At 72.6% G+C, this 22,043-nt stretch carries 17 protein-coding genes; 12 read left to right on the top strand and 5 right to left on the bottom strand.

Annotated features, from left to right (window positions below; all coding sequences use genetic code 11):
• Positions 1-181: 181 nt before the first annotated feature.
• The 3 genes from ACH4B3_RS19945 to ACH4B3_RS19935 all read left to right on the top strand — a co-directional run bounded on the left by ACH4B3_RS19945 (position 182) and on the right by ACH4B3_RS19935 (position 3,228).
• Complete coding sequence (locus ACH4B3_RS19945) at positions 182-1,045, top strand: helix-turn-helix domain-containing protein (RefSeq protein WP_398464345.1); 864 nt, start codon at positions 182-184, stop codon at positions 1,043-1,045.
• A gap of 80 nt (positions 1,046-1,125) precedes the next feature.
• Positions 1,126-2,583 (top strand): aldehyde dehydrogenase family protein, encoded by a 1,458-nt coding sequence (locus ACH4B3_RS19940; protein ID WP_398464343.1) that lies wholly within the window; start codon positions 1,126-1,128, stop codon positions 2,581-2,583.
• Between the two features lie 102 nt (positions 2,584-2,685).
• The gene (locus ACH4B3_RS19935; protein ID WP_398464341.1) at positions 2,686-3,228 is read left to right on the top strand and encodes a DinB family protein; all 543 of its coding nucleotides are present in this window, start codon (positions 2,686-2,688) and stop codon (positions 3,226-3,228) included.
• Here ACH4B3_RS19935 and ACH4B3_RS19930 read toward each other — a convergent pair.
• Positions 3,147-5,696 carry an ABC transporter permease gene (locus ACH4B3_RS19930; protein ID WP_398464340.1) on the bottom strand — a complete coding sequence of 850 codons (2,550 nt, stop codon included), beginning with the start codon at positions 5,694-5,696 and terminating at the stop codon, positions 3,147-3,149. The genes ACH4B3_RS19935 and ACH4B3_RS19930 overlap by 82 nt on opposite strands.
• A complete protein-coding gene (locus tag ACH4B3_RS19925) occupies positions 5,690-6,442 on the bottom strand; it encodes an ABC transporter ATP-binding protein (protein ID WP_398464338.1) in 753 nt (250 codons plus the stop codon). Before ACH4B3_RS19925 ends, ACH4B3_RS19930 begins: the two co-directional genes overlap by 7 nt.
• A gap of 133 nt (positions 6,443-6,575) precedes the next feature.
• Here ACH4B3_RS19925 and ACH4B3_RS19920 point away from each other — a divergent pair, with 133 nt between their 5' ends.
• The 6 genes from ACH4B3_RS19920 to ACH4B3_RS19895 all read left to right on the top strand — a co-directional run bounded on the left by ACH4B3_RS19920 (position 6,576) and on the right by ACH4B3_RS19895 (position 14,312).
• The gene (locus tag ACH4B3_RS19920; protein WP_398464336.1) at positions 6,576-8,030 is read left to right on the top strand and encodes a sensor histidine kinase; all 1,455 of its coding nucleotides are present in this window, start codon (positions 6,576-6,578) and stop codon (positions 8,028-8,030) included.
• Positions 8,003-8,662, top strand: a complete 660-nt coding sequence (locus ACH4B3_RS19915; RefSeq protein WP_398464334.1) for a response regulator — start codon at positions 8,003-8,005, stop codon at positions 8,660-8,662. The genes ACH4B3_RS19920 and ACH4B3_RS19915 overlap by 28 nt, the downstream gene beginning before the upstream one ends.
• Before the next feature lie 178 nt (positions 8,663-8,840).
• A complete protein-coding gene (locus ACH4B3_RS19910) occupies positions 8,841-9,464 on the top strand; it encodes a PadR family transcriptional regulator (protein ID WP_398464332.1) in 624 nt (207 codons plus the stop codon).
• 524 nt (positions 9,465-9,988) lie between these two features.
• Positions 9,989-11,146: an ATP-binding cassette domain-containing protein gene (locus ACH4B3_RS19905; protein WP_398464330.1), complete on the top strand. Its 1,158-nt coding sequence runs from the start codon at positions 9,989-9,991 to the stop codon at positions 11,144-11,146.
• 5 nt (positions 11,147-11,151) lie between these two features.
• The gene (locus ACH4B3_RS19900; protein WP_398464642.1) at positions 11,152-11,985 is read left to right on the top strand and encodes an ABC transporter permease; all 834 of its coding nucleotides are present in this window, start codon (positions 11,152-11,154) and stop codon (positions 11,983-11,985) included.
• A gap of 182 nt (positions 11,986-12,167) precedes the next feature.
• Positions 12,168-14,312 carry a hypothetical protein gene (locus tag ACH4B3_RS19895; protein WP_398464328.1) on the top strand — a complete coding sequence of 715 codons (2,145 nt, stop codon included), beginning with the start codon at positions 12,168-12,170 and terminating at the stop codon, positions 14,310-14,312.
• Between the two features lie 184 nt (positions 14,313-14,496).
• On the opposite strand, the gene ACH4B3_RS19890 is transcribed toward ACH4B3_RS19895, so the two are convergent.
• Both ACH4B3_RS19890 and leuE read right to left on the bottom strand, forming a co-directional pair.
• The gene (locus tag ACH4B3_RS19890; RefSeq protein WP_398464326.1) at positions 14,497-15,909 is read right to left on the bottom strand and encodes a glutamate decarboxylase; all 1,413 of its coding nucleotides are present in this window, start codon (positions 15,907-15,909) and stop codon (positions 14,497-14,499) included.
• A gap of 465 nt (positions 15,910-16,374) precedes the next feature.
• Positions 16,375-17,055, bottom strand: coding sequence for a leucine efflux protein LeuE (gene leuE / locus ACH4B3_RS19885; RefSeq protein ID WP_398464324.1), 681 nt, complete (start codon positions 17,053-17,055; stop codon positions 16,375-16,377).
• A gap of 117 nt (positions 17,056-17,172) precedes the next feature.
• Between leuE and ACH4B3_RS19880 the strand changes: the two genes are divergently transcribed.
• The 3 genes from ACH4B3_RS19880 to ACH4B3_RS19870 all read left to right on the top strand — a co-directional run bounded on the left by ACH4B3_RS19880 (position 17,173) and on the right by ACH4B3_RS19870 (position 21,303).
• Positions 17,173-17,937 carry a MerR family transcriptional regulator gene (locus ACH4B3_RS19880; protein ID WP_398464322.1) on the top strand — a complete coding sequence of 255 codons (765 nt, stop codon included), beginning with the start codon at positions 17,173-17,175 and terminating at the stop codon, positions 17,935-17,937.
• Positions 17,938-18,180: 243 nt separating this feature from the next.
• On the top strand, positions 18,181-18,891 hold the full coding sequence (locus ACH4B3_RS19875; RefSeq protein WP_398464320.1) for a DedA family protein: 711 nt from the start codon (positions 18,181-18,183) through the stop codon (positions 18,889-18,891).
• 735 nt (positions 18,892-19,626) lie between these two features.
• Positions 19,627-21,303 (top strand): threonine/serine exporter ThrE family protein, encoded by a 1,677-nt coding sequence (locus ACH4B3_RS19870; RefSeq protein ID WP_398464318.1) that lies wholly within the window; start codon positions 19,627-19,629, stop codon positions 21,301-21,303.
• Between the two features lie 183 nt (positions 21,304-21,486).
• Here ACH4B3_RS19870 and ACH4B3_RS19865 read toward each other — a convergent pair whose 3' ends face one another.
• The gene (locus ACH4B3_RS19865) at positions 21,487-21,984 is read right to left on the bottom strand and encodes an inorganic diphosphatase (protein ID WP_398464640.1); all 498 of its coding nucleotides are present in this window, start codon (positions 21,982-21,984) and stop codon (positions 21,487-21,489) included.
• Positions 21,985-22,043: the final 59 nt, after the last annotated feature.

Here is a 22,043-nt window from a genome sequence, read left to right as displayed (position 1 = left end):
CGTTTTGAACGATCCTGCCGCGGTTCGCACATGATTCTTCCTACGCACACTTGCGTACGTATCCCACTTGAGTAACGAGTTGTGCACAGCGCGAAGCCCGGAAGTGGCAGACTGCCCCGCCAGGGGCCACGGGGGGCCGCGCCCCCGGAAGGGTGCGTTCCGTACAGGGAGGGTCACGGAAATGACCGCAAGCGAGTCGAGCGGATCGGTGGTGCGCCGTATTCTCCTGGGCTCCCAGCTCAGGCGACTGCGCGAGTCTCGCGGCATCACCCGCGAGGCGGCCGGCTATTCGATCCGTGCATCCGAATCCAAGATCAGCCGCATGGAGTTGGGCAGGGTGAGCTTCAAGGCGCGCGACATCGAGGACCTGCTCACGCTCTACGGCGTGACCGACGAGGCGGAGCGCGCCGCGCTGCTCGGCCTCGCCCGCGAGGCCAACGTCGCCGGCTGGTGGCACAGCTACGGCGATGTCCTGCCCGGCTGGTTCCAGACGTACGTGGGACTGGAGGGTGCCGCCTCCCGAATCGCCTGCTACGAGGTGCAGTTCATCCACGGTCTGCTGCAGACCGAGGGGTATGCGCACGCCGTCGTCACCCGGGGCCAGCCGCAGGCCTGCGATGCGGAGGTCGAAAGACGCGTCGCGCTGCGCATGGAGCGGCAGAAACTGCTGGTCTCCGAGCACGCGCCGGAATTCCACGTGGTGCTGGACGAGGCCGCGCTCCACCGCCCCTACGGAGGCGGTGAGGTGATGCGCGGACAGCTCGAGCACCTCGTCTCCCTCTCCGAGCACTCGAATGTGATTCTGCAGGTGATGCCCTTCGCCTTCGGTGGCCACGCGGGCGAGAGCGGGGCGTTCACCATGCTCCGCTTCCCTGAATCCGACCTTCCGGACGTGGTCTACCTGGAGCAGCTCACCGGAGCGCTCTATCTCGACAAGCGTGACGAAGTGGCGCAGTACGAGCGGGTCATGGAGCGGATGGGCGCCGACAGCCTGTCGCCGGCGCGGAGCCGTGACCTGATCGGCCGGTTGCTCCAACAGCTGTGAGCTTTCACTACCATGACGTTCCATCAGGGGCACACTCACCCCGGGTGTCGTGAGCACCCCGTCTCCAGATTAGGGATGGCATGTCCTACTTCTCCGAGTTGGCGTTTCAGTACATCGACGGCGAGTGGCGGCCCGGGAGCGGCTCCTGGGACATAGTCGACTTCAACCCGTACAACGGGGAGAAGCTCGCCGCCATCACCGTGGCGACGGTCGACGAGGTCGACCAGGCATACCGGGCCGCGGAACGCGCACAACCGGAATGGGGTGCCACGAATCCCTACACCCGCCGACTGGTATTCGAGCGGGCGCTGCGCATTGTCGAGGACCGCGAAGCGGAACTCACCGAGGCGATCGTGGCCGAGGTCGGCGGCACGCTGCTCAAGGCCGCCTTCGAGCTCCACCTCGCCAAGGAATTCCTGCGGGAGGCCATTTCGCTGGCCCTGCGCCCCGAGGGGCGCATCATTCCGTCGCCGGTCGACGGAAAGGAGAACCGTCTCTACCGGGTGCCGGTCGGCGTCGTCGGCGTCATCAGCCCGTTCAACTTCCCCTTCCTGCTGTCGCTGAAGTCCGTGGCACCGGCGCTGGCGCTCGGCAACGCCGTGGTGCTCAAACCGCACCAGAACACTCCCGTCTGCGGCGGCGGCCTGGTCGCCAAGGTGCTGGAAGAGGCCGGACTGCCGGCCGGACTGCTCAATGTCGTCATCACCGACATCGCGGAGATCGGCGACGCGCTCATCGAACACCCGGTGCCCAAGGTCATCTCCTTCACCGGCTCGGACAAGGTCGGCCGGCACGTCGCCACCGTCGCCGCCTCGCACTTCAAGCGGACCGTCCTGGAGCTCGGCGGCAACAGCGCGCTGGTCGTGCTGGACGACGCGGACCTGGACTACGCCGTGGACGCCGCCGTGTTCAGCCGCTTCGTCCACCAGGGCCAGGTGTGCATGGCGGCCAACCGGATCCTGGTGGACCGCGGCGTGGAGCGCGAGTTCACCGAGAAGTTCGTCGCGAAGGTCGAGTCGCTGACGATCGGCGACCCCGGCGATCCCGCCACCCACATCGGCCCCCTGATCAACGAGGGCCAGGCGGAGAGCGTGACCCAGGTGGTCGAGCAGACGATCGCCGACGGGGCCACCGCGCTGGTCCGCGGCCGCACCCAGGGCACTCTGGTCTGGCCCGTGGTGCTCACCGACGTGGCCCAGGACTCGCCGGTGCTCCGCCAGGAGGTCTTCGGGCCGGTCGCGGTGCTCGTGCCCTTCGACGGCGACGAGGAGGCGGTCTCCCTGGTCAACGCCACTCCATACGGGCTCAGCGGCGCGGTGCACACCGGGGACATCGAGCGCGGGGTCCGCTTCGCGCGGCGTATCGACACCGGCATGTTCCATGTGAACGACAGCACCGTGCACGACGAGCCGATCGTCCCGTTCGGAGGGGAGAAGTTCTCGGGAGTCGGTCGGTTGAACGGCGACTCCATGGTGGAGAACTTCACCACCACGAAGTGGATCTCCGTCCAGCACGGGCGCAGCCAGTTCCCGTTCTGAAAGCCGGCGCCCGAGCCCTCGTCTTGAGGACAGAAGGTGTCCGCAAGGGCCCGTACCGTCGGAGACGTCGAGAGATCGAGGAACCGACGGAAGGCGGACCCCATGCCCACTCTGGTGAACCAGGAAGCCCACGGCGACGAGGCCGGAGCCCTGCTGGGCTTCCTGGACGCGCAGCGCGGAGCGATCCGGCGCACCCTGCACGGCGTGAGCGACGAGGACGCGACCCGGAAGCCGTCCGCGAGTGAACTCTCCCTCGCGGGTGTCCTCAAGCACGTCGCCGAGGTCGAGCAGAGCTGGGTGGAGGACGCCAAGGGCGTACCGCACGCCATCCAGCGGGACCACACCAACTGGCACCTCAGCTTCGAGCTGGAGGACGGCCAGACCGTCGCCGACGTACTCGCCTTCTGGGACGAGGTCGCGGCGGAGACGGAGCGGTTCATCCGCGCGCTGCCCGACCTGAACGGCACCTTCCCGCTTCCCCCGGCCCCCTGGTTCCCCGAGGAGCCGCGGTCGATGCGCTTCCTGCTGCTGACCCTGATCCAGGAGATGGCCCGGCACGCCGGTCACGCCGATGTGATCCGCGAGTCGCTGGACGGCAAGACCGCCTTCGAGCTGATCGACGAGGTGGCGGCCGTCGCCTCCTGACCGGACGCGAACACCGCGCGGCCGGGCCGCAGTGCGCACCAGGTGGACAGCACCGCGGCCACCACGGCCACCAGCGCGCACACCGCCACCGCCGCGCCCATCGCTGCCCAGGGCACCACCGGTGAGGCGTCCACCGGCAACCGGCCGAGCGCCACCCACAGCGCCAGGAGCTCCACAGCGGCCACAGCCGCCCCCAGCACCGCTCCCACCGAGACTGCGAGCAGTGCCTCCGCGGCCGTCGTCAGGAGTACCTGGCCCCTGGTAGCACCGGCCAGACCCAGCGCCCGCAACTCGGGTATTCGATCCGACACGGCCATCAGCTGGCTGTTGGCGAGCCCTATGCAGGCATAGATGACGGCGATTCCGAGCACCACCCACAGTCCGAGACGGGTCTGCGGGCTGGTCCGCGGGTGGACGGCCGCCACCCAGTCATCCGTATCCAGCACCTCGCCCCCGTCCGCCCTGACGGCCGATCGCAGCGCGGCAGCGGTCTCCGAGGCGTCGGCCCCGGGCCGCAGCCGCACGTCGATCCTGTCGACCGCCGCGCCCCGGGCGTTCCGGGCGGTGACATAGGCGCCGTTGTCACCGGTGCCGGTCCTCAGCACCGCCGCGATCCGCAACGCGCGCCGGCTGCCGTCACCGAGCCATACGGTGACCAGCTCGCCGACCCGGTGCCGCTCCCATTCCTCCGTGACGACGATGGAGCCGTCATCGAGGTCCGTGAGAGCCCCGGCGATCACTGGTGGCCGTCCGACCGCCGCGAACCGCGCCGGGTCGACGGCGCGCGCGTCCGACCGGACCAGCGCCGTCTTCTCCTCCCGGACGGCGACCGCCGTGCTCGAGGTCGGCGAGGCCACCACCCCGGGGACCGCCAGGACGCGACCGACCGCATCAGGGCTCAGCCCGTGCGCGCCGGCCGTGACCACGAAGTCGGCACGGGTCTGCGCACGAAGCTCGGCCGCCTTCGCCGCGCTCACCGTGCCCGCCGCGCCCAGAAGCGAGCCGGTCAGCGCGACGGTGATCAGCACGGGGGCTGCCACCGCGGAGGTTCTGCGGACCCCACCGGCCGCACTCTCCGCGGCCAGCAGTCCGGCCGCCCCCGGAAGCCGGGCGGGCAGCACGGCGAACGCGCGGGCCATCGGCCGGACCACGAGCGGCGCCAGCAGACCGACCGCACCGATCAGCAGCAGCGGCTGGGTGGTGTACGTCTTGCGCCTGAGCAGCTCGCCCGGATCGCCCATCAATGCCATGGCCGGCACCGAGACACCGGCGAGCAGGAGCAGACCGCCCAGGAGCCACCGGCCGACCGGCAGCGTCCCGGTGTCCACATCAGCCGCGCGCAGCGCGTCCACCGGGCTCACCTTTCCCGCTCGCCGGGCCGCGGCCCACACTCCGGTGAACGCCGCCACCATCCCGGTCCAGAAGGCCAGATGGAGTGGCCACTGATGGTGCGGAACGGTGAACCATGCCGGTGCCACGTCGCCCGCCACCAGACGCCGCGCCAGCCAGGGCGCGCCCCACCACCCGAGCAGGCACCCCGCGGCCGAGGCCGCCGCGCCCACCACAGCGGCCTCGGCGAAGACCAGCAGCCGCAGCCGGCCCGGACCGGCTCCGATCAGCCGGAGCAGACCGAACTCCTGGCGTCGTTGCGCCACCGCGAAGGCGAAGGTCGAGGCCATCACGGAGACGCAGACGAACCCGGTCACCCCGGCGGCCGTGCCCAGGAGGGCATTCACCGTGGTGAGGCGCTCCGCGTCCTGGGCCGGGCCGGGATCGGCACGACGCCGGTCCTGGCCGGTGAGCACGGCGACGCCACGCTCCGCGACCACCGCGCGCCGTACCTCGGCGGCCGGGGCGTACACCACCAGCTGGTCGAGCCGTGGCGAGACACGAGCGGCCTCGGCGTCGGTGAAGAACACCGCGGACTCGAACGAGGACGAGCCGGTCACACCGACGACGATCCGCTCCGCGGTACCCGAAGGGTCCCGCAGCAGAATGGTCTGCCCCACCTTCGCGGTGCCCGACGTGACAACGACTTCCCGGGCGGTCGACGGTGCCCGTCCGGTGACCAGGCGGTAGGGGGTGAAGGCCGCGGCTGACCAGGGGTGCCCCACGGTGTCGCCGGGCACTCCGGAGGCCGATACCGGGAAGGTACGGTCCTCCACCGTGCGGCCCAGACGGGCCAGACGCCGTTCCAACCCAGCCCGCAGTGGCGGCGGATGGGCGAGAGGCAGGGATAGGTGCCGGACCTCCGGGCCGCGAATCACCGGAACCGGCAGAGTGCCCTGGCTGCGGACGACCACCGGAGCCGCCGCCAGCCGCTGCGGCCCGGGTTCCCGGGAACCGAGGGTGCCGGCCAGCGTCAGGCCCATGGTCGCGATGACGCCGACGCCCAGGGCCAGTGCCACGAAGGGCCCGACGAGGGTCGTCCAACGGCTTCGCAGCCCACCGAACACCACGGTCAGCACGGAACCGCCTCCAGCCGGGCCATGCGGTCCGCCACGCGCTCCGCCGTCGGACGCGACAGCTCGCCGGTGATACGACCGTCGACGAGGAACAGGACGTGGTCCGCGTAGGAGGCCGCGGTGATGTCGTGGGTGACCATCACGACGGTCTGCCCCTCACGGTCCACCCACTCCCGCAGCAGGGTCAGCACCCGGCGGCTCGCGGAGGAGTCCAGAGCCCCGGTGGGTTCATCGCCGAACAGCACATCGGGCCGGGTGACCAGCGCCCGGGCCAGCGCGACCCGCTGCTGCTGCCCGCCGGAGAGCTGCGACGGCCGGTGGCCGGCCCGCTCGGCGAGCCCTACGCGCTCCAGAGCGGCCATGACGTCGGCTCCGGACGGCCTTCGCCGCGCCAGCCGCAGCGGCAGGGCCACGTTCTGCGCGGCGGTCAGCGAGGGCAGCAGGTGGTACGCCTGGAACACGAAACCTATGCGGTCGCGGCGCAGCCGCGTCAGAGCGGCCTCCTTGAGCCCGGTCAGCGGCGTGCCTCCCACCGAGACCGTGCCGGAGGTTGGGCGGTCGAGACCGGCGGCGCACTGCAGCAGGGTGGACTTGCCGGAACCGGACGGTCCCATCACGGCGGTGAAGCTGCCGGCCGGGAAGACATGGCTGACATCGTCCAGTGCCTTCACCGCAGCCGGGCCGGAGCCGAAGGCGCGGGTCACCCGGGAGAGCCGAACGGCCGCGGGGTCAACGATTGATCGCGTCATGTCTTCCAGAGAACCCCCGCGGAGGACCAGGCACACGCCCACTGGGCAGAGTCCCGAGGTATGGCCAGCCATACCCCCAAGACGCCTACTGCGCCCACTGCGGCAGCCATGGAGCAGCCCGTACCGTCGTCCCATGTCCTCGGCAAACGTCCAGCGGGCGCTGCTCCGGCCTGATTACCTCCGCACCTCCTGGCCCTGGCGCTCGGCTGTCTATCTTCTCAGCGGTGCACTCCTCGGAGCCGCTTCACTCGTCGGCATCGCGGTACTGGCGGTGGTCGGCGGCATACTGGCGCTCGTGCTGGTCGGGCTGCCGATCATCGCGATGATTCCGCTCCTCGGCCTTCCACTCGGCCGGATCGAGCGTTGGCGGGTCGGCCTGGTGGATGCCGACCCGGTGGAGAGCGCGCACCGGCTGCCGGACGAGCCCGGTCTGGCGGCGTGGCTTCGCTTCCGGTTCCGAGAGCGTGCCACCTGGGCCGAGCTGGGGTATGCCCTCCTGCTGGCCCTGGGCCTGTGGGTTGTGGACCTGGCGGTGGTCCTCCTGGGACTGGGCGTTCCCGCCGCTCTGCTGGCCACTCCGGTCATGCTCGCTCTCGACGGAGGAGGCCAGACCCAGGTTCTCAAGCACTGGCCGGTCACCTCCTATCCCGACGCCGGCCTGGTCGCCGTACTCGGACTGGTCGCCGTATTCATGGGCCTGTACGGGATGGGCGCGGTGGCCGGAGTGCGCGGCGGGCTCGTCCGGACGCTCATAGGCCCCCCGGTGGCGGGTACGCCGGAGGAATGGGGCGAGATGGCCCGGTCGCGGGCGCGGCTGGTGGACGCGTTCGAAGCGGAGCGCCGGCGCATAGAGCGGGACTTGCACGACGGGGCCCAGCAGCGTCTGGTCGCCTTGAGCATGGCGCTGGGCCTTGCACGGCTCGACGCTCCTCCCGGGCCGCTTGCCGACCAACTCGCCAAGGCGCACCACGAAGCGGAGAGAGCACTGGCCGAGCTGAGGGAACTGATCCACGGGATTCATCCGCAGGTACTGACCGACCGCGGGCTGATAGCGGCGTTCGAGGACGCTGCCGACCGCTCGCCGACGAGGGTTCTGGTGTCCGCCGACGGACTCGGCCGGTTGCCCGAGCCGGTGGAGAAGGCCGCCTACTTCGTGACGTGCGAAGCCTTGGCGAACATCGCCAAGCACAGTGGTGCCGAGCTGGCCAGGATCGACGCGTCCGTCAGTCAGGACACGCTGTTCCTGTCGGTGACGGATGACGGCGTGGGTGGCGCGGTCCTGACCGACGGCTTGTCCGCGGGCGCGGGTTCCTCGGGTACGACCGGCCTTTCCAGCGGGACGGGCTCCCCACGTAGGGCCCGCTTCTCGGGTGAGACGGGATCCTCGGACGAGCCCGGTGTCTCGGGTGAGACGGGCTCCTCCGGTAGGACCGGGTCGTCAGGTGAGAGGGCCGGCGGTAGCGGGCTGACCGGCCTGTCTGACCGGGTGGCGGCCCTCGGTGGCAGACTTACGCTGTCCAGCCCGCCCGGCGGGCCCACTGTGCTGAAGGTGGAGATACCGTGCGGCCCGATCGCAGCCTCCGGCTAGTCCTTGCGGAGGACAGTGTGCTGCTCCGGGAAGGGTTGGTCGGGCTACTGGAACGGTTCGGCCACCACGTGGTGTCGGCGGTGGGAGATGCCAGGGCACTGACGGCGGCGGTGGCCCAGCACGACCCGGACCTGGTGATCACCGATGTTCGGATGCCACCGGGCCAGAGTGACGAGGGGCTGCGAGCGGCGGTGGAGATGCGCCGTAAGCGGCCAACGCTGCCAGTGCTGGTGCTGAGCCAGTACGTCCAACGCACCTACGCATCCGAGCTTCTGGACTCCGGAGACGGTACGGCCGTGGGTTATCTGCTCAAGGACCGCGTCGGCCAGGTGGCGGACTTCACTGATGCGTTGCACCGGGTCGCGGCCGGCGGGACGGTGGTGGATCCCGAGGTGGTGCGGCTCCTCCTGCGAAGGCGGCGCGACCCGCTGGAGCGGCTCACCTCACGCGAGCGGGAGGTGCTCGCCCTGGTGGCCGAGGGCAAGTCCAACGTGGCGATCGCGCGGGAGCTCGTCGTCTCGGAGGCAGCGGTGGGCAAGCACATCGGCAACATCCTCGGGAAGCTGGACCTGCCGCCGGGCGAGGACACCCACCGTCGGGTGCTGGCGGTGCTGGCCTTCCTCCGGGCGTAGAGGCCGGCAGAGGCCGACGGGTGCAGGGACGGTACCGACGGGCGTGGGGGCGGCAGATGCAGGCGGACGTAGAGGCGGCCGGTGCCGTGCCCGGCCGACCTCCGCTGCTCCGGTGCCGGTGGTCACCTAGCCTGGAGTTGCGCAGTGCAGATCGGGCGGGATGCGGAAAGAGGCGACGATGTCAGCGATCCGGCTGCTGGTGCTGGGCGCGGTCCGCCAGCACGGGCGGGCGCACGGCTACCAGGTTCGCAACGACCTGGAGTTCTGGGGCGCCCATGAATGGTCCAACGCCAAGCCCGGCTCGATCTACCACGCGCTCAAGCAGATGGCGAAGCAGGGCCTGATGATCGCCCACGATGTCGCGCCGAGCACCGCCGGGGGGCCGCCGCGTACCGAGTACGAGCTGACCGATGCGGGCGAGGTCGAGTTCTTCCGGCTGCTCCGGGAGTCACTGGTTCGCCACGACCAGAAGATCGACGAGCTCACGGCGGGGGTCGGGTTCATCGTCGACCTGCCCCGGGCGGAGGCGATCGCGCTCCTCAAGGTACGGGCGACGGCGCTGGACCGGTGGCGCGCGGAGGTCGCCCAGCACTGGACGCCGACCGAGGGGACCCCGGACGAATGGGGACACATCGGCGAGATCATGAAGCTATGGGTGCACTCGGCCGAGGGCGGCGTGGAGTGGACGCGGGGATTGATCGAACGGCTGGAGGCCGGGGCGTACGTCATGGCGGGGGAGGGTGAGCGTTCGGTGGATGTGCTGCCGGACGGGGTGGAGAACCCGTTCGCCGACCACAAGTGAGGGAGTGGCGTGGAGCCACGGCGGATATTCAGGCAGGTGACGGCCGGTCCGGGCGGGTCACCGTGAGCATGTGCGGGACGCGGGACGCGGGACGCGGGGTGCGGGGTGCGGGGTGCGGGGTGCGGGGCACCCGGGGTGTGGGTGCAGAGGTGCGGGGTCCGGGGCTGGGTGCGCGGGGATGTCGGGGGACGGTCAGGCCGGGCGGGGGCGGGTGGCCTTGGCCGGCGACTGTGAGCAGGGGTGGAGGACGGGCAGGGGCGGGCGGCGGTCAGCCTGGGCGGGTGACAGGCGGCCTGGCCGGGGGGCCGTGAGCAGGGGGCAGGGGGCCGTGGGTAGGGGGCAGGGGGCAGGGTGGGCCGGTTCGGGGTCTGGGGAAGACGGGGAGTGCCCTGGCGGGTGTGAGTCTCGGAGAAGCAAGTAATCAAGTTTGACTAACTTCCCGTGAGGGGATACCTTCCAGGGCCTCCGGGTAGTCAAGTTTGACTAGCCAGCCCGGAGCCGTCTTTCTTCGGGAGGGGAAGGCATTGACCGACCGTGATCCGGCGATCCTCGTCGAGGGTCTGCGGAAGAAGTACCGGGACAAACAAGCACTCGCCGGGCTCGATCTGGCCGTGCCGCGGGGCGCCGTGCACGGCCTGCTCGGGCCCAACGGCGCCGGCAAGACCACCTGCGTGCGCGTCCTGGCCACCCTGCTCCGTTACGACACCGGCCGGGTGGAGGTCGCCGGCTGGGACGTCGCACGCCACCCGGACCAGGTCCGTCGGAGGATCGGGCTGCTCGGCCAGTACGCGGCCGTCGACGAGGAGTTGAGCGGGCGGCAGAACCTGGAGATGTTCGGGCGGCTGCACCATCTGGGCGGACGTCGCGCCGCGGACCGCGCGGGCGAACTCCTGGAACGGTTCGGGCTCCAGGACACCGGTGGCAAGCCCGCCAAGCAGTACAGCGGAGGCATGCGGCGGCGGCTCGATCTCGCCGCCGGGCTGATCACCCGGCCGGCAGTGCTCTTCCTGGACGAGCCGACCACGGGGCTGGACCCGCGCGGCCGTACCGAGGTCTGGAACGCGGTGCGTTCCCTCACCGACGGCGGTACGACGGTGCTCCTCACCACCCAGTACCTGGAGGAGGCGGACCAGCTCGCCGACCGGATCTCCGTCGTGGACCAGGGGCGGGTCATCGCCGACGGCACCGCCGACGAGCTGAAGTCCGCACTCGGCGGCGACCGGATCGACGTGGTGCTGCGGGATGCCGGCCGGCTGTCGGCGGCCGCGTCGGTGGTCGGGATGGCCGCGCGGGCCCACACCGTCGAGACCGACCCCGACCGGCGGCTGATCAGCGCGCCGGTCGCGGACCGGATCACGGCGCTCACCGAAACGGTTCGGGCGCTGGAAGCCGCCGGGATCGCCGCGGAGGACATCGCCCTGCGCCGCCCGACCCTGGACGAGGTGTTCCTGCACCTCACCGCCGAGGGCGAGGAGCGGTCCGACGGAACGGGCGGCGGCTCCGGAACGGGCCGGGGCCCGGTCACCGGGCCGAACCCCGGAGGCGGCCAGGGCCAGGGGCCGGGCGGCCGGCGGTCCGCGCGGGCTCGCGGACCGGAGGGGCATCAGGGGCATCAGGGGGCGGGCCGGGCTCCGGCGGGCGGCCATGGGCGGAACACCGGACAGCAGAAGGGGACCGTATGACTTCCATGATGGCGGTGGCCGAGCCGGAGCAGGCGACGGTCACCTTCGGCACCCGGCTGCGCTGGGCCCTGGTGGACTCCTGGACCATGACCCGGCGCGGACTGGCCCACTGGGCCCGGCAGCCGGTGCAGGTCGTCGTCGGCCTGGTGTTCCCGGTGATGCTGATGCTGATGTTCGCGTACTTCCTCGGCGGCGGCATGACCGTGGCCGGAGGCGGTGACTACCAGGACTTCCTGGTCCCGGGGATGTTCGCGCTCACCATGGCGTTCGGCCTGGATTCGACGATGGTCGCCCTGACCCAGGACATCAACAAGGGCGTCCTCGACCGTTTCCGGGCGATGCCGATGGCGCCGTCGGCCGTGCTGGTGGGCCGCAGCGCCCTGGACATGCTGCAGTCGGCTCTCAGCCTGCTGGTGATGATCGGTGTCGGTCTGGCGATGGGCTGGCGCTGGCACGGCGGACCGGCCGACGCGCTGTACGCCGTGGGCCTGCTGCTGTTGCTGCGCCTGGCCATGCTCTGGCTCGGCATCTATCTGGGCCTGGTGGCCCGTAAACCGGAACTCGTGCAGGCGGTGCAGATCCTGATCTGGCCGATCGGCTTCCTCTCCAACGTCTTCGCCTCACCGGGGGACATGCCCAGGTGGCTGGGGGTGGTCGCCGAATGGAACCCGATGTCGGCGACCGCCGCCGCCACCCGCGAACTGTTCGCCAACCCGGGCTGGGGCGGCGGCTCCTGGGCGGCCCGGCACGCCGAACTGCTCGCCGTCGGCTGGCCGCTCGCCCTGATCGCGGTCTTCTTCCCGCTGGCGGTACGGCGGTTCCGGCGGCTCGCGGACTAGGTCCGGGCGCCCGGCCTCGCCGCGCCGACCCCGCGCCGCACCGTGCCGGGCGGGGTGCCGGGCGGGGCCGGACGGAGCGGTGACGGTACGGCGGCAGGGGCGGGGCGGGGCCGCCGGGCCGGGCCGACGGGTTGTGCCGCACGGGCGGCACATCACCGCCCGGCACCGGCTACGGTGCTCATATGGCGATCAATGGAGCGGGAACGGCAGGCGAGCCCGGCTACGCCCTGCTCATCGCCGCCGGTCCGGGCGGTAAGCAGGGCAAGCAGCGGCTCATGGACGCCGCGGCAGCCCTGCCGCAACTCGCGGCCGTGGCACCGGCCGTACTGCTGGGCACACCTGGCGGAGCGAGTGTCGTGCAACTGGTGGACCCGTCCGATCCGCAGACGGTACTGACCCATCTGCGCACCGCCGCCGCGCACCCCGGACCGGTCCTCGTCTACCTCGCCGGACAGCTCACTCTGGACGCCAAACAACGGCTGCCGCACCTGGCGTTGGCCCGCACCACCGCCCGCACCGCGCGGTACAGCGCGCTGCCGTGGCACTGGCTCGCCGCCGAACTGGGGCACCGGCCGCCCGGCACCACCACACTGGTGGCCGACCTGGTGGCCGACGCGACGGTCTGGCCGCAGATGGTCGAACACGGCCCGGCGGCCGAGCGTCACCTGGCCGCCGGACTCGCGCTGTACGGGGTGGTGGCGCCGGTGCCCGCCAAGCGCAGACACCTCGCGTCACCGGTGTACACGCGTGCCTTCGCGGCCCTGCTGAGGGGCGTCACGGAACGGCCGCCGCTCACGGTGCTGCACGAACGGGCCGCACAGGAAGCGGGCCTGGGCGGCGGGCCCGAACTGCTGCTCGGCGCGGGGGCCGAGTCCGCCGCCGGGTACCGAGACGGCCGGCCCGGCCCGGGCCCCGACCCCGCCCCATGGGCCGGTGCGGCGGGGACGGGGCCGGACCCGGTGGCTCCCGCCCCGGGCCTGGTGGCGTCCGGCCCGGCCCCGGGGCCGGTGGCCGACGGGGGCGCCCCGGCCGCTGCCCGGGGCCAAGCCCCGGGCCAGGGCCAGGCACAGGGCCAGGCACCGTGGGCCTCACCGACGGTGCGGCCGGAGCCGATGGTTCAGCCGGGAACGCCCGTACCGCCGGTGCCGCCGGTGGTGAGCGGGACGGTCATACCGCCGGCGCGGACGGACGCGGCCGCGGACACCCGGCCGGCGGGCCCGCCGCAAACCGGGGCCGGGCGGGGGGCGCCCCCCGAGGAGGACGCCGGGCGGTCGACCGGCTCCGGCGCGCCCGGGCGGACCGACGCGCACGCCGGTATGCCCGTGGACAGGGACTCCGGCCCGCCCGCGAAGGTGCACCCCGAAGCGCCCGCGGTGGCGCCGTCCGGCACGTCCGCGGCGGTGCATCCCGATGCGCCCGCGGTGGCGCCGTCCGGCCCGTCGGCGGCAGGACACCCCGAAGCGTTCGCGGTGGCGTCGTCCGGCACGTCCGCGGGCGGGGGCCCTGATGCGGCCGCGGAGGAGCACCCCGGTACGTCGGAGGCAGTGGGCGCCGGCGCGTCCGGGGCGCCGTACGGGGACGGCTCGGTGCCGGCGCCCCGGCAGGCCGCCCCCTCCGGGCAGGCCCCCGCGCCGCGGTATCCGGCAGCGGCCGGCCGGCCGGGGTCCGGGTCCGTCCCGACGCCGGTGCCGGGGCCGCGGCCGGTCGCCGGGCAGGGGTCCGCGGCCGGCTCCCGGGCGGCCGCACCACCCGAGCGCAACGCCACACCGGCGCCCGCTCCGGTGCCCGCCCCGTACGCGTCGCCGACCGCACCGGACCCGGGCGGCGCGCCGCGGTCCCAGGGCGGCGATCCCGCGCCGCCGCACCCGGCGGCGCCCCCGGAGGGTCCGGCGCGGCGGCTGCCGGACCCGCACGCGGCGATACTCGAAGCCGCACGCGCCGGACGGCACAGCGAGGCCGCCGCGATGGCGGCCGCGTGGGAGCAGGAGGCCATGCGCGCCACCGGGCCGAGTTCGCCCGAGGCGATCCACTGGCTGGAGGTGCGGGCCGACCTGTTCCGTCTCGCGGGCGACTCGGCCCGTGCCTGTGAGTTGTGGATGGCGGCCGCCCGTATCCGGCTCGGCAACCGGCAGCAGCCCGGCCATCCGGATGTGGAGGGGGCCGCGGACCGGGCCCACCACCAGTGGCAGGAGATCCGCGACCCCAGCCGGGCGGCGGCACTGGCGCCGATGCTCATCGAACTCCGCACCCAGGTGCCGGGCCGCCGCCCCGGGGCCCTGGAAGCGGTCCGCCGGAGGGCCGGTCAGCTGCACTCCTCGCAGGCCTGACGGCCGGGCGCGCACAGCCACGCGTGACCGCCGGGTGGCCGGGCCGGCCAGGCGTGAACGGCCGGGCCCGGACGACAGCCGGGCGTAACGGTCGAGCGGGAACAGCCCCGCGTGACGGCCGGGTGGCCTGCCGGCCGGGGGCGGACGGCAGCCACGCGTGACGGCCGGGTCCGCCACGGCGGGGTCAGTGGTGGAAGGCGGTGGCGGCGGACGGGGAGCGGGTCAGCGGACCGGGCTGGGCCCGCAGTTCCGGCACCAGGCGCTCCAGGTCGTCGAGGAACAGATCGGCCAGGTCGCTGGAGAACCCGTTGCGGCACACCACGCGCAGCACCGACAGGTCCTCGCGCTCCGGCGGGAACGTGTAGGCGGGCACCAGCCAGCCCGCCTCCCGCAGCCGCCGGGAGACGTCGAACACGTCGTAGGCGCTGATGTGCCCGGCCGTGGTGAAGGCGAGGACGGGGAGTTCGTCGCCCCGGGTCAGCAGCCGGAAGTCGCCCAGCGCCTCGATGCGTTCGGCGAGGGAGCAGGCCACGTCGCGGGCGGACTGCTGCACCGCGCGGAACCCCTCCCTGCCCAGCCGGAGGAAGGTGTAGTACTGGGCGGCGACCTGGGCGCCGGGGCGGGAGAAGTTGAGGGCGAAGGTGGGCATGTCGCCGCCCAGGTAGTTGACCCGGAAGACGAGTTCCGCGGGCAGCGCGTCCGCGTCCCGCCACAGCGCCCAGCCGACCCCCGGGTAGACCAGGCCGTACTTGTGCCCCGAGGTGTTGATCGAGGAGACCCGGGGCAGCCGGAAGTCCCACCGCAGGTCGGGGTCGAGGAACGGGGCGACCATCGCTCCGGACGCGCCGTCGACGTGGACCGGGACGTCCAGCCCGGTACGGTCCTGGAGGGCGTCCAGCGCGGCGCAGACGTCGGCGACCGGTTCGTAGGACCCGTCGAAGGTGGAGCCGAGGACCGTCACCACGCCGATGGTGTTCTCGTCGCAGAGTGCGACCGCGGCCTCCGGGCCGAGGTGGAAGCGTTCGCCGACCATCGGCACCTGCCGCGGCTCGACCTCCCAGTAGGTGCAGAACTTCTCCCAGCACACCTGCACGTTCACGCCCATCACCAGGTTCGGGCGGGCGGTGCCGGGATAGCGGTCCCGGTTGCGCAGCATCCAGCGGCGCTTGAGTGCCATTCCGGCGAGCATGCAGGCCTCGCTGGACCCGGTGGTGGAACAGCCGACGACGGCGTCCGGCCGGGGAGCGTGCCACAGGTCGCCGAGCATCGCCACGCAGCGTCGTTCCAGTTCGGCGGTGCGCGGGTACTCGTCTTTGTCGATCATGTTCTTGGCGCGGCACTCGCGCATCAGCTCGTCGGCTTCCGTCTCCATCCAGGTGGTGACGAAGGTGGCGAGGTTCAGCCGGGCGTTGCCGTCCAGCATGAGTTCGTCGTGGACCAGTTGCCGGGCGGTGGAGGCCGCCATCGGCTCGTCCGGCAACCGGTGCCGGGGCGGGGCCGCCGCCATGCCGCTGACCGGGTCGGCCTGGCCGTAGAACGGATTGACCGGGAGGCGGTGGTGCTTCGCCCGGCCGCTGCTGCCCTTGTGCAGTGACATACGGACCCGGCTCCTCGTCGTCAGTGCCGGGTGGCGCGGCGGAGGGGCGTCGTGGCCGCGGCGCCGGTCAGCGCGGCGCCGGTCCGCGAGCCGTCGGACGACCGGCCGCGGACCCGTGCGGCGGCGGACGGCCGGATGCCCGCCGGCCGGGCGCCGGTCCGCGAGCCGCGGCGGGCGGCGGGCCTCCGGAGTGCGGGCGCGGGCCCAGGTGCGGGCGCGGGCTCAGGTGCGAGTGCGGGCTCGGGTGCGGGCGCGGCCGGGGGTACGGGCGTGGGCATCGGGCACCTCCCTCTGCCGTGACCCTACGGGGAGGCGGGGCGTACGGCGTGTGCTCCGTGGCGTACCGGTGACGGCCGCGCACCGGTCGGCCGGAGGACCGGTCGCCCGGCCGGACCGGCCGCGCCCGGCCGGTGTGGCCGGTCCGCGGACCGGTTCGGGTGGCGGGGCGAGGCCCCCGGCGCGCCGTTACGCCGTGCTGGTGAGCGAGAGCTTGGCCGCGAAGCCGAGGAACGCCGCCCCGGCCGCCGCCGACAGCCCCGCCGTCAGCCGCTTCCGCCGCCGGAAGGTGGCGGCCAGGAATGAGCCGGTGAAGATCAGGATCGTCAGATAGGTGAAGCTGAACAGCTGTGCCCACACGCCGAGCGCGACGAAGGAGAGCGCCGGGTGCGCGTACTCCGGGTCCACGAACTGCACGAAGAAGGAGATGAAGAAGAGGATCGCCTTCGGGTTGAGCAGGCTGATCACCAGCGCCCGGCGGTACGGGCGCTCGGCGGGCTCCGCCGCCGCCCCGGCGGCCACCGCGGTGCCCGTGGCCCGGGTGGCCTCGGCGGCGCGGGCGGCGCGTCCGCGCCACAGCCGCCACGCACCGCGCAGCATGCCCACCGCGAGCCAGCTGAGGTAACCGGCGCCCGCGAACTTCACCACCGAGAACAGCACCGGGCTGCCCTGGAGCAGGGACGCCACCCCGCCGGCCGACAGTGCCATCAGCACGGCGTCGCCGCACACCACCCCGAAGGCCGCCCGGTAGGCGACGCGCGGGCCGGAGCGGGCGGCGACCGACACCACGTACAGGGAGTTCGGCCCGGGCAGCAGGATGATCAGGGCGAGTCCTGCGAGATAGGTGGAAAGATCGGTTATCCCCAGCATGTGCGCAGGATGCCAGCCGCGCCGGGTGCTGTCCCGTACTTTCCGCGATGCGGACTTGCAGCTCACGCGGCGTGAGGGACGACCGTGAGGGGCGTACCGAGAAGGGAGCGGGCGGCCATGGGCTATTCCGTGGGACAGGTCGCGGGCTTCGCCGGCGTCACGGTGCGGACCTTGCACCACTACGACGCGATCGGGCTGCTGCGGCCCGGCGCGCGCAGCCACGCGGGGCACCGGCGTTACAGCGACGCCGACCTCGACCGGCTGCAGCAGATCCTGTTCTACCGGGAGCTGGGCTTCCCGCTCGACCAGGTCGCGGACATCCTCGACGACCGGGCCCGCGGGGCCGGTCCGATGGAGCACCTGCGGCGTCAGCACGCCCTGCTGACCGGCCGGATCGAGCAGCTCCGGCGGATGGCGGCGGCGGTGGAACAAGCGATGGAGGCGCGGAGGATGGGGATCGAGCTCACCCCTGAGGAGAAGTTCGAGGTCTTCGGGGACTTCGACCCGGAGGAGCACGCGGAGGAGGCCGAGCGGCGCTGGGGCGACTCGGACGCCTACCGCGAGTCGCGGCGCCGGACCGCCGGCTACACCAAGGAGGACTGGCTGCGGATCAAGGGCGAGGCCGACGATCTGAACCGGCGGCTGGTGGCGCTGATGGAAAGCGGTGCACCGCCGGAGTCCGAGGCGGCGATGGATCTCGCCGAGGAACACCGGGCCCAGATCGCCCGGCACTACTACGACTGCGGCTACGAGATGCACACCGGGCTCGCCGAGATGTATGTCACCGATCCGCGGTTCACCGCCACCTACGAGGCGATCTCGCCCGGGCTCGCGGTCTATGTGCGGGACGCGATCGTGGCGAACGCGGTCCGTAACGTCTGAAGCGGCCGGCGGTGGGTGGGGGGGCGGCCGCGGCGGCCCGGGGCGGCCGGCGGTGGCCCCGGGCCGGTCGCTGTGGGTGAGCGGTGCCCGGCGGCGGTGACCGCTGGAACCAAGCCCCCGGGTGTGGCGTTGATAGCTTTGGACGGCACACTGCATTCCGCAGTCTGCGACCTGATGTCCTCCACTCACCTGCGGCCGGGCCTCGCACGGAGCCTGCACCCTCGACCCAGGAGCTTGTCACCCGTGACCACTCTCGCGCTCGGCCCCAGTTGGCTGGAGCCCACCAACCTCATCGACACCCCGCTCGGAGTGCTCGGTGTGATGGCGATCGTGTTCGCCGAGTCCGGCCTGCTCATCGGCTTCTTCCTGCCGGGTGACTCGCTGCTGTTCACCACCGGGATGCTGGTCACCACCGATGTGATCAAGCAGGACCTGTGGCTGGTCTGCCTCGGACTGGTCGCGGCCGCGATCATCGGCGACCAGGTCGGCTACCTCTTCGGCCGCAAGGTCGGTCCCGCCCTGTTCAAGCGCCCCGACTCCAAGCTCTTCAAGCAGGAGAACGTCGAGAAGGCGCACGAGTTCTTCGAGAAGCACGGGCCGAAGTCCCTGGTGCTGGCGCGGTTCGTGCCGATCGTGCGGACGTTCACGCCGATCATCGCCGGTGTCAGCCGGATGAACTACCGCTCCTTCCTGATCTTCAACGTGCTCGGCGGTGTGCTGTGGGGTGCCGGTGTCACCCTGCTCGGCGCCTGGCTGGGCAAGAGCGCTCTCGTCCGCGAGAACATCGAGGCGATGCTGGTCGGCATCGTGCTGCTCTCGGTGGTCCCGATCGTGATCGAGTACCTGCGCGCCCGGAGCAAGGGGAAGAAGGCCGCCGCGGCCGCCGGCCCGGGGCAGCCGGGCGGTACCGCCCCGCAGCCTCCCGCGACCCGCGGCCGCCACGCGAAGCGATGACCACGCGGTGACTTCCCGGCACGGCCCGGTCGGCACGGTCCGACCGGGCCGTTGCCGTGTCCGGGACCGCTGCCGCGTCCGGGGGTACGTCCCCGGGCCGTTCACTGCAGGGGCCGCTGCCGTGTCGGGGATCGCTGCGTCCCGGCGCTGCCGTGTCCGGGACCGTTGCCGTGTCCGGGGGGACCGCCACACCCTCCGGGTGGTCCGGCTGGGGTACGTCCCCTTCCGTTCACTGCCGGGGCCGCTGCCGCGTCCCGGGCGCCCGGGACAACTCCCCTGCCGGAGCCGCTGCCGCGTCGGGCCCCGCACCGCCGCCGCGTCGGGCCCACACCGCTGCCGCATCGGGCCCGGGCCGCTGCCGTGTCGGGGGCCGCTGCGCCCCGGCGCTGCCGTGTTGGGGCACCCGGGCCGTTTCTGCGCCCGAGCCGCCCCGGGCCGTGGCCACCGGCTACGCCTGGGGACGGGGGCCGGTTGGCGTACCCCGGTGGCCGTCCGGTGACGGGCTGCGATGGGGCGCGCCGAACGGGGTAGCGGATCGGGTATGACGACCCCTCCCGGCCCGCGCCGCGCCGCACCGTTCCCGGTCGCGCCGCGCCGTGCCGTTCCGAGCCCTGTGCCGCCTCCGAGTCCGCCACCCTCCGGGGAGCCACCCCGCTCGGCCGCCGGGCCGTTTGGGGGAAACGTTTTGATCATGCATGGTGGCTGTGGCAGAGCGGAGGAGTACGAGGAGCGACGGTGGCGGAGCGGCAGCGCGACGGGAGCGCACGGGATCCGGACGACTGGGAAGACCGCAAGCCGCAATCGGATGAGGCACACAGCGCGTTCACCCCGCCGCTGGGTGTGCCCATGCCGCCTCCGCCGGAGGACCAGCACCCGACCTCGGAGTTCGCCGTCCCGAGCGGGCTGACCACCGAGCCGCTGAACGAGCCCGAGGGCTCCGCCTTCGTCCCGCCGCCCGGTGTGGTCACCAGCGGCGATGCCCAGTCCACCCCACCCTTCACCTCGCCGCACGGCATCCCGGCGGTCCGGCCGGCCGAGCCCCCGTGGCAGGACCGGATGCGCACCATGCTGCGGATGCCGGCCGGGGACCGGCTCACCCCCGAGCGGCCGGAGAAGCCGGACGAGGCCGGGCCCGCCGTGCCGCGCGTGCTGGACCTGACGCTGCGCATCGGCGAGCTGCTGCTCGCGGGCGGCGAGGGGGCCGAGGACGTGGAGACGGCGATGTTCGGCGTGGCCCACGCCTACGGCCTGGACCGCTGCGAACCGACGGTGACCTTCACCCTGCTGTCGGTCTCGTACCAGTCGTCCCTGGTGGACGATCCGGTGACGGCCAGCCGGACGGTGCGCCGCCGGGGCACCGACTACAACCGGCTGTCCGCGGTGTTCCGGCTCGTCCACGACATCACCTCCCAGGAGGTGACGCTGGAGGAGGCGTACGGCCGGCTGGCGGAGATCCGCCGGAACCGGCACCCGTACCCCGGCTGGGGGCTCACGTTGGCCTCCGGGGTGCTGGCCGGCGCGGCGAGCATGCTGGTCGGCGGTGACTGGCCGGTGTTCTTCGCGGCGGCGGTCGGGGCGATGCTCGGCGACCGGCTGGCGTGGCTGGCCTCCGGGCGCGGGCTGCCGGAGTTCTACCAGTTCGTGGCCGCCGCGATGCCGCCCGCGGCGATGGGGGTGGCGCTCAGCCTCGCGCACGTCGGGCTGCAGGCGTCCGCGGTGATCACGGGTGGGCTGTTCGCCCTGATCCCGGGGAGAGCCCTGGTCGCGGGCGTGCAGGACGGGTTGACCGGCTACTACATCACCGCTTCGGCGCGGCTGCTGGAAGTCGGCTATCTGATCGTGGGCATCGTCTGCGGGGTGCTGACCGTGCTGTACGGCGGTCTGCAACTGGGCGCCAAGCTCAATCCGGAAGCGGCGCTGCGCCATGTGGAGCGGCCGGTCGTCCAGACCCTCTCGGCGATGGTGCTGGCGCTCGCGTTCTGCGTACTGCTCCAGCAGGAACGTCACACCGTGCTGTTCGCGACCCTCAACGGCGGCGTCGCCTGGGTGATCTACGGCGCCCTGCACGACACCGCCGATGTGCCGGCGGTGCCCGCCACCGCCGTCGCCGCCGGGCTCGTCGGCCTGTTCGGGCAGTTGCTGGCCCGGTACCGCTACGCCTCCGCGCTGCCGTACGTCACGGCGGCCATCGGCCCGCTGCTGCCCGGTAGTGCCACCTACTTCGGTCTGCTGTCCCTGGCGCAGAACGAGCTGGACCGGGGGATCGCCCATCTGACCCAGGCGGTGGCACTGGCGCTGGCCATCGCCATCGGGGTGAATCTCGGTGGCGAGGTGGCGCGGCTGGTCCTCAAGGCGCCGGGCGCGGGCACCGCGACCGCTCGCCGGGCCGCCAAGCGGACCCGCGGGTTCTGACCGGCGCGCCGCTCCGGCGGTCCGGTACCGGTTCTCCGGCGGTCCGGTTCCGGTTCCGGTTCTCCGGCGGTCCGGTACCGGGCCGGTGGCGTCCGGAGCCGGGCCGGCGGGGCCACGGACGCGTCGGGGGCGGTACACCGAACGGTGTACCGCCCCCAACGAAGGCAGGGAAGAGCCGTCGGCTCAGTGGTGCGAGCCGCCCGCGGCCTCCAGACGCTTGATGGACGCCTCGACCTCGGCCTCGGCCTCGGCGCGGCCGACCCAGTTGGCGCCCTCGACCGACTTGCCCGGCTCCAGGTCCTTGTAGACCTCGAAGAAGTGCTGGATCTCCAGGCGGTCGAACTCCGACACGTGGTGGATGTCCCGGAGGTGCTCCACCCGCGGGTCCGAGGCCGGGACGCACAGCAGCTTGTCGTCGCCGCCCGCCTCGTCGGTCATCCGGAACATGCCGATCGCCCGGCACTTGATCAGGCAGCCGGGGAAGGTCGGCTCGTCGAGGATGACCAGCGCGTCCAGCGGGTCACCGTCCTCACCAAGGGTGTTCTCGACGAATCCGTAGTCCGCGGGGTAGCTGGTCGAAGTGAAGAGGCGACGGTCAAGGCGGATACGGCCCGTCTCGTGATCGACCTCGTACTTGTTCCGCGAACCCTTCGGAATCTCGATGGTGACGTCGAACTCCACGGGAGGCTCCTCCATGATCAACACATACGTCTGGTGGTTAAGTGTCCCCCACGCAGGTG

It is taken from the genome of Streptomyces sp. NPDC018031, from assembly GCF_044327625.1.
In the GTDB taxonomy this organism is placed as follows: domain Bacteria; phylum Actinomycetota; class Actinomycetes; order Streptomycetales; family Streptomycetaceae; genus Streptomyces.
Note: the sequence above shows the minus strand (reverse complement) of the source record. Positions and strands in the feature narration are given on the sequence as shown.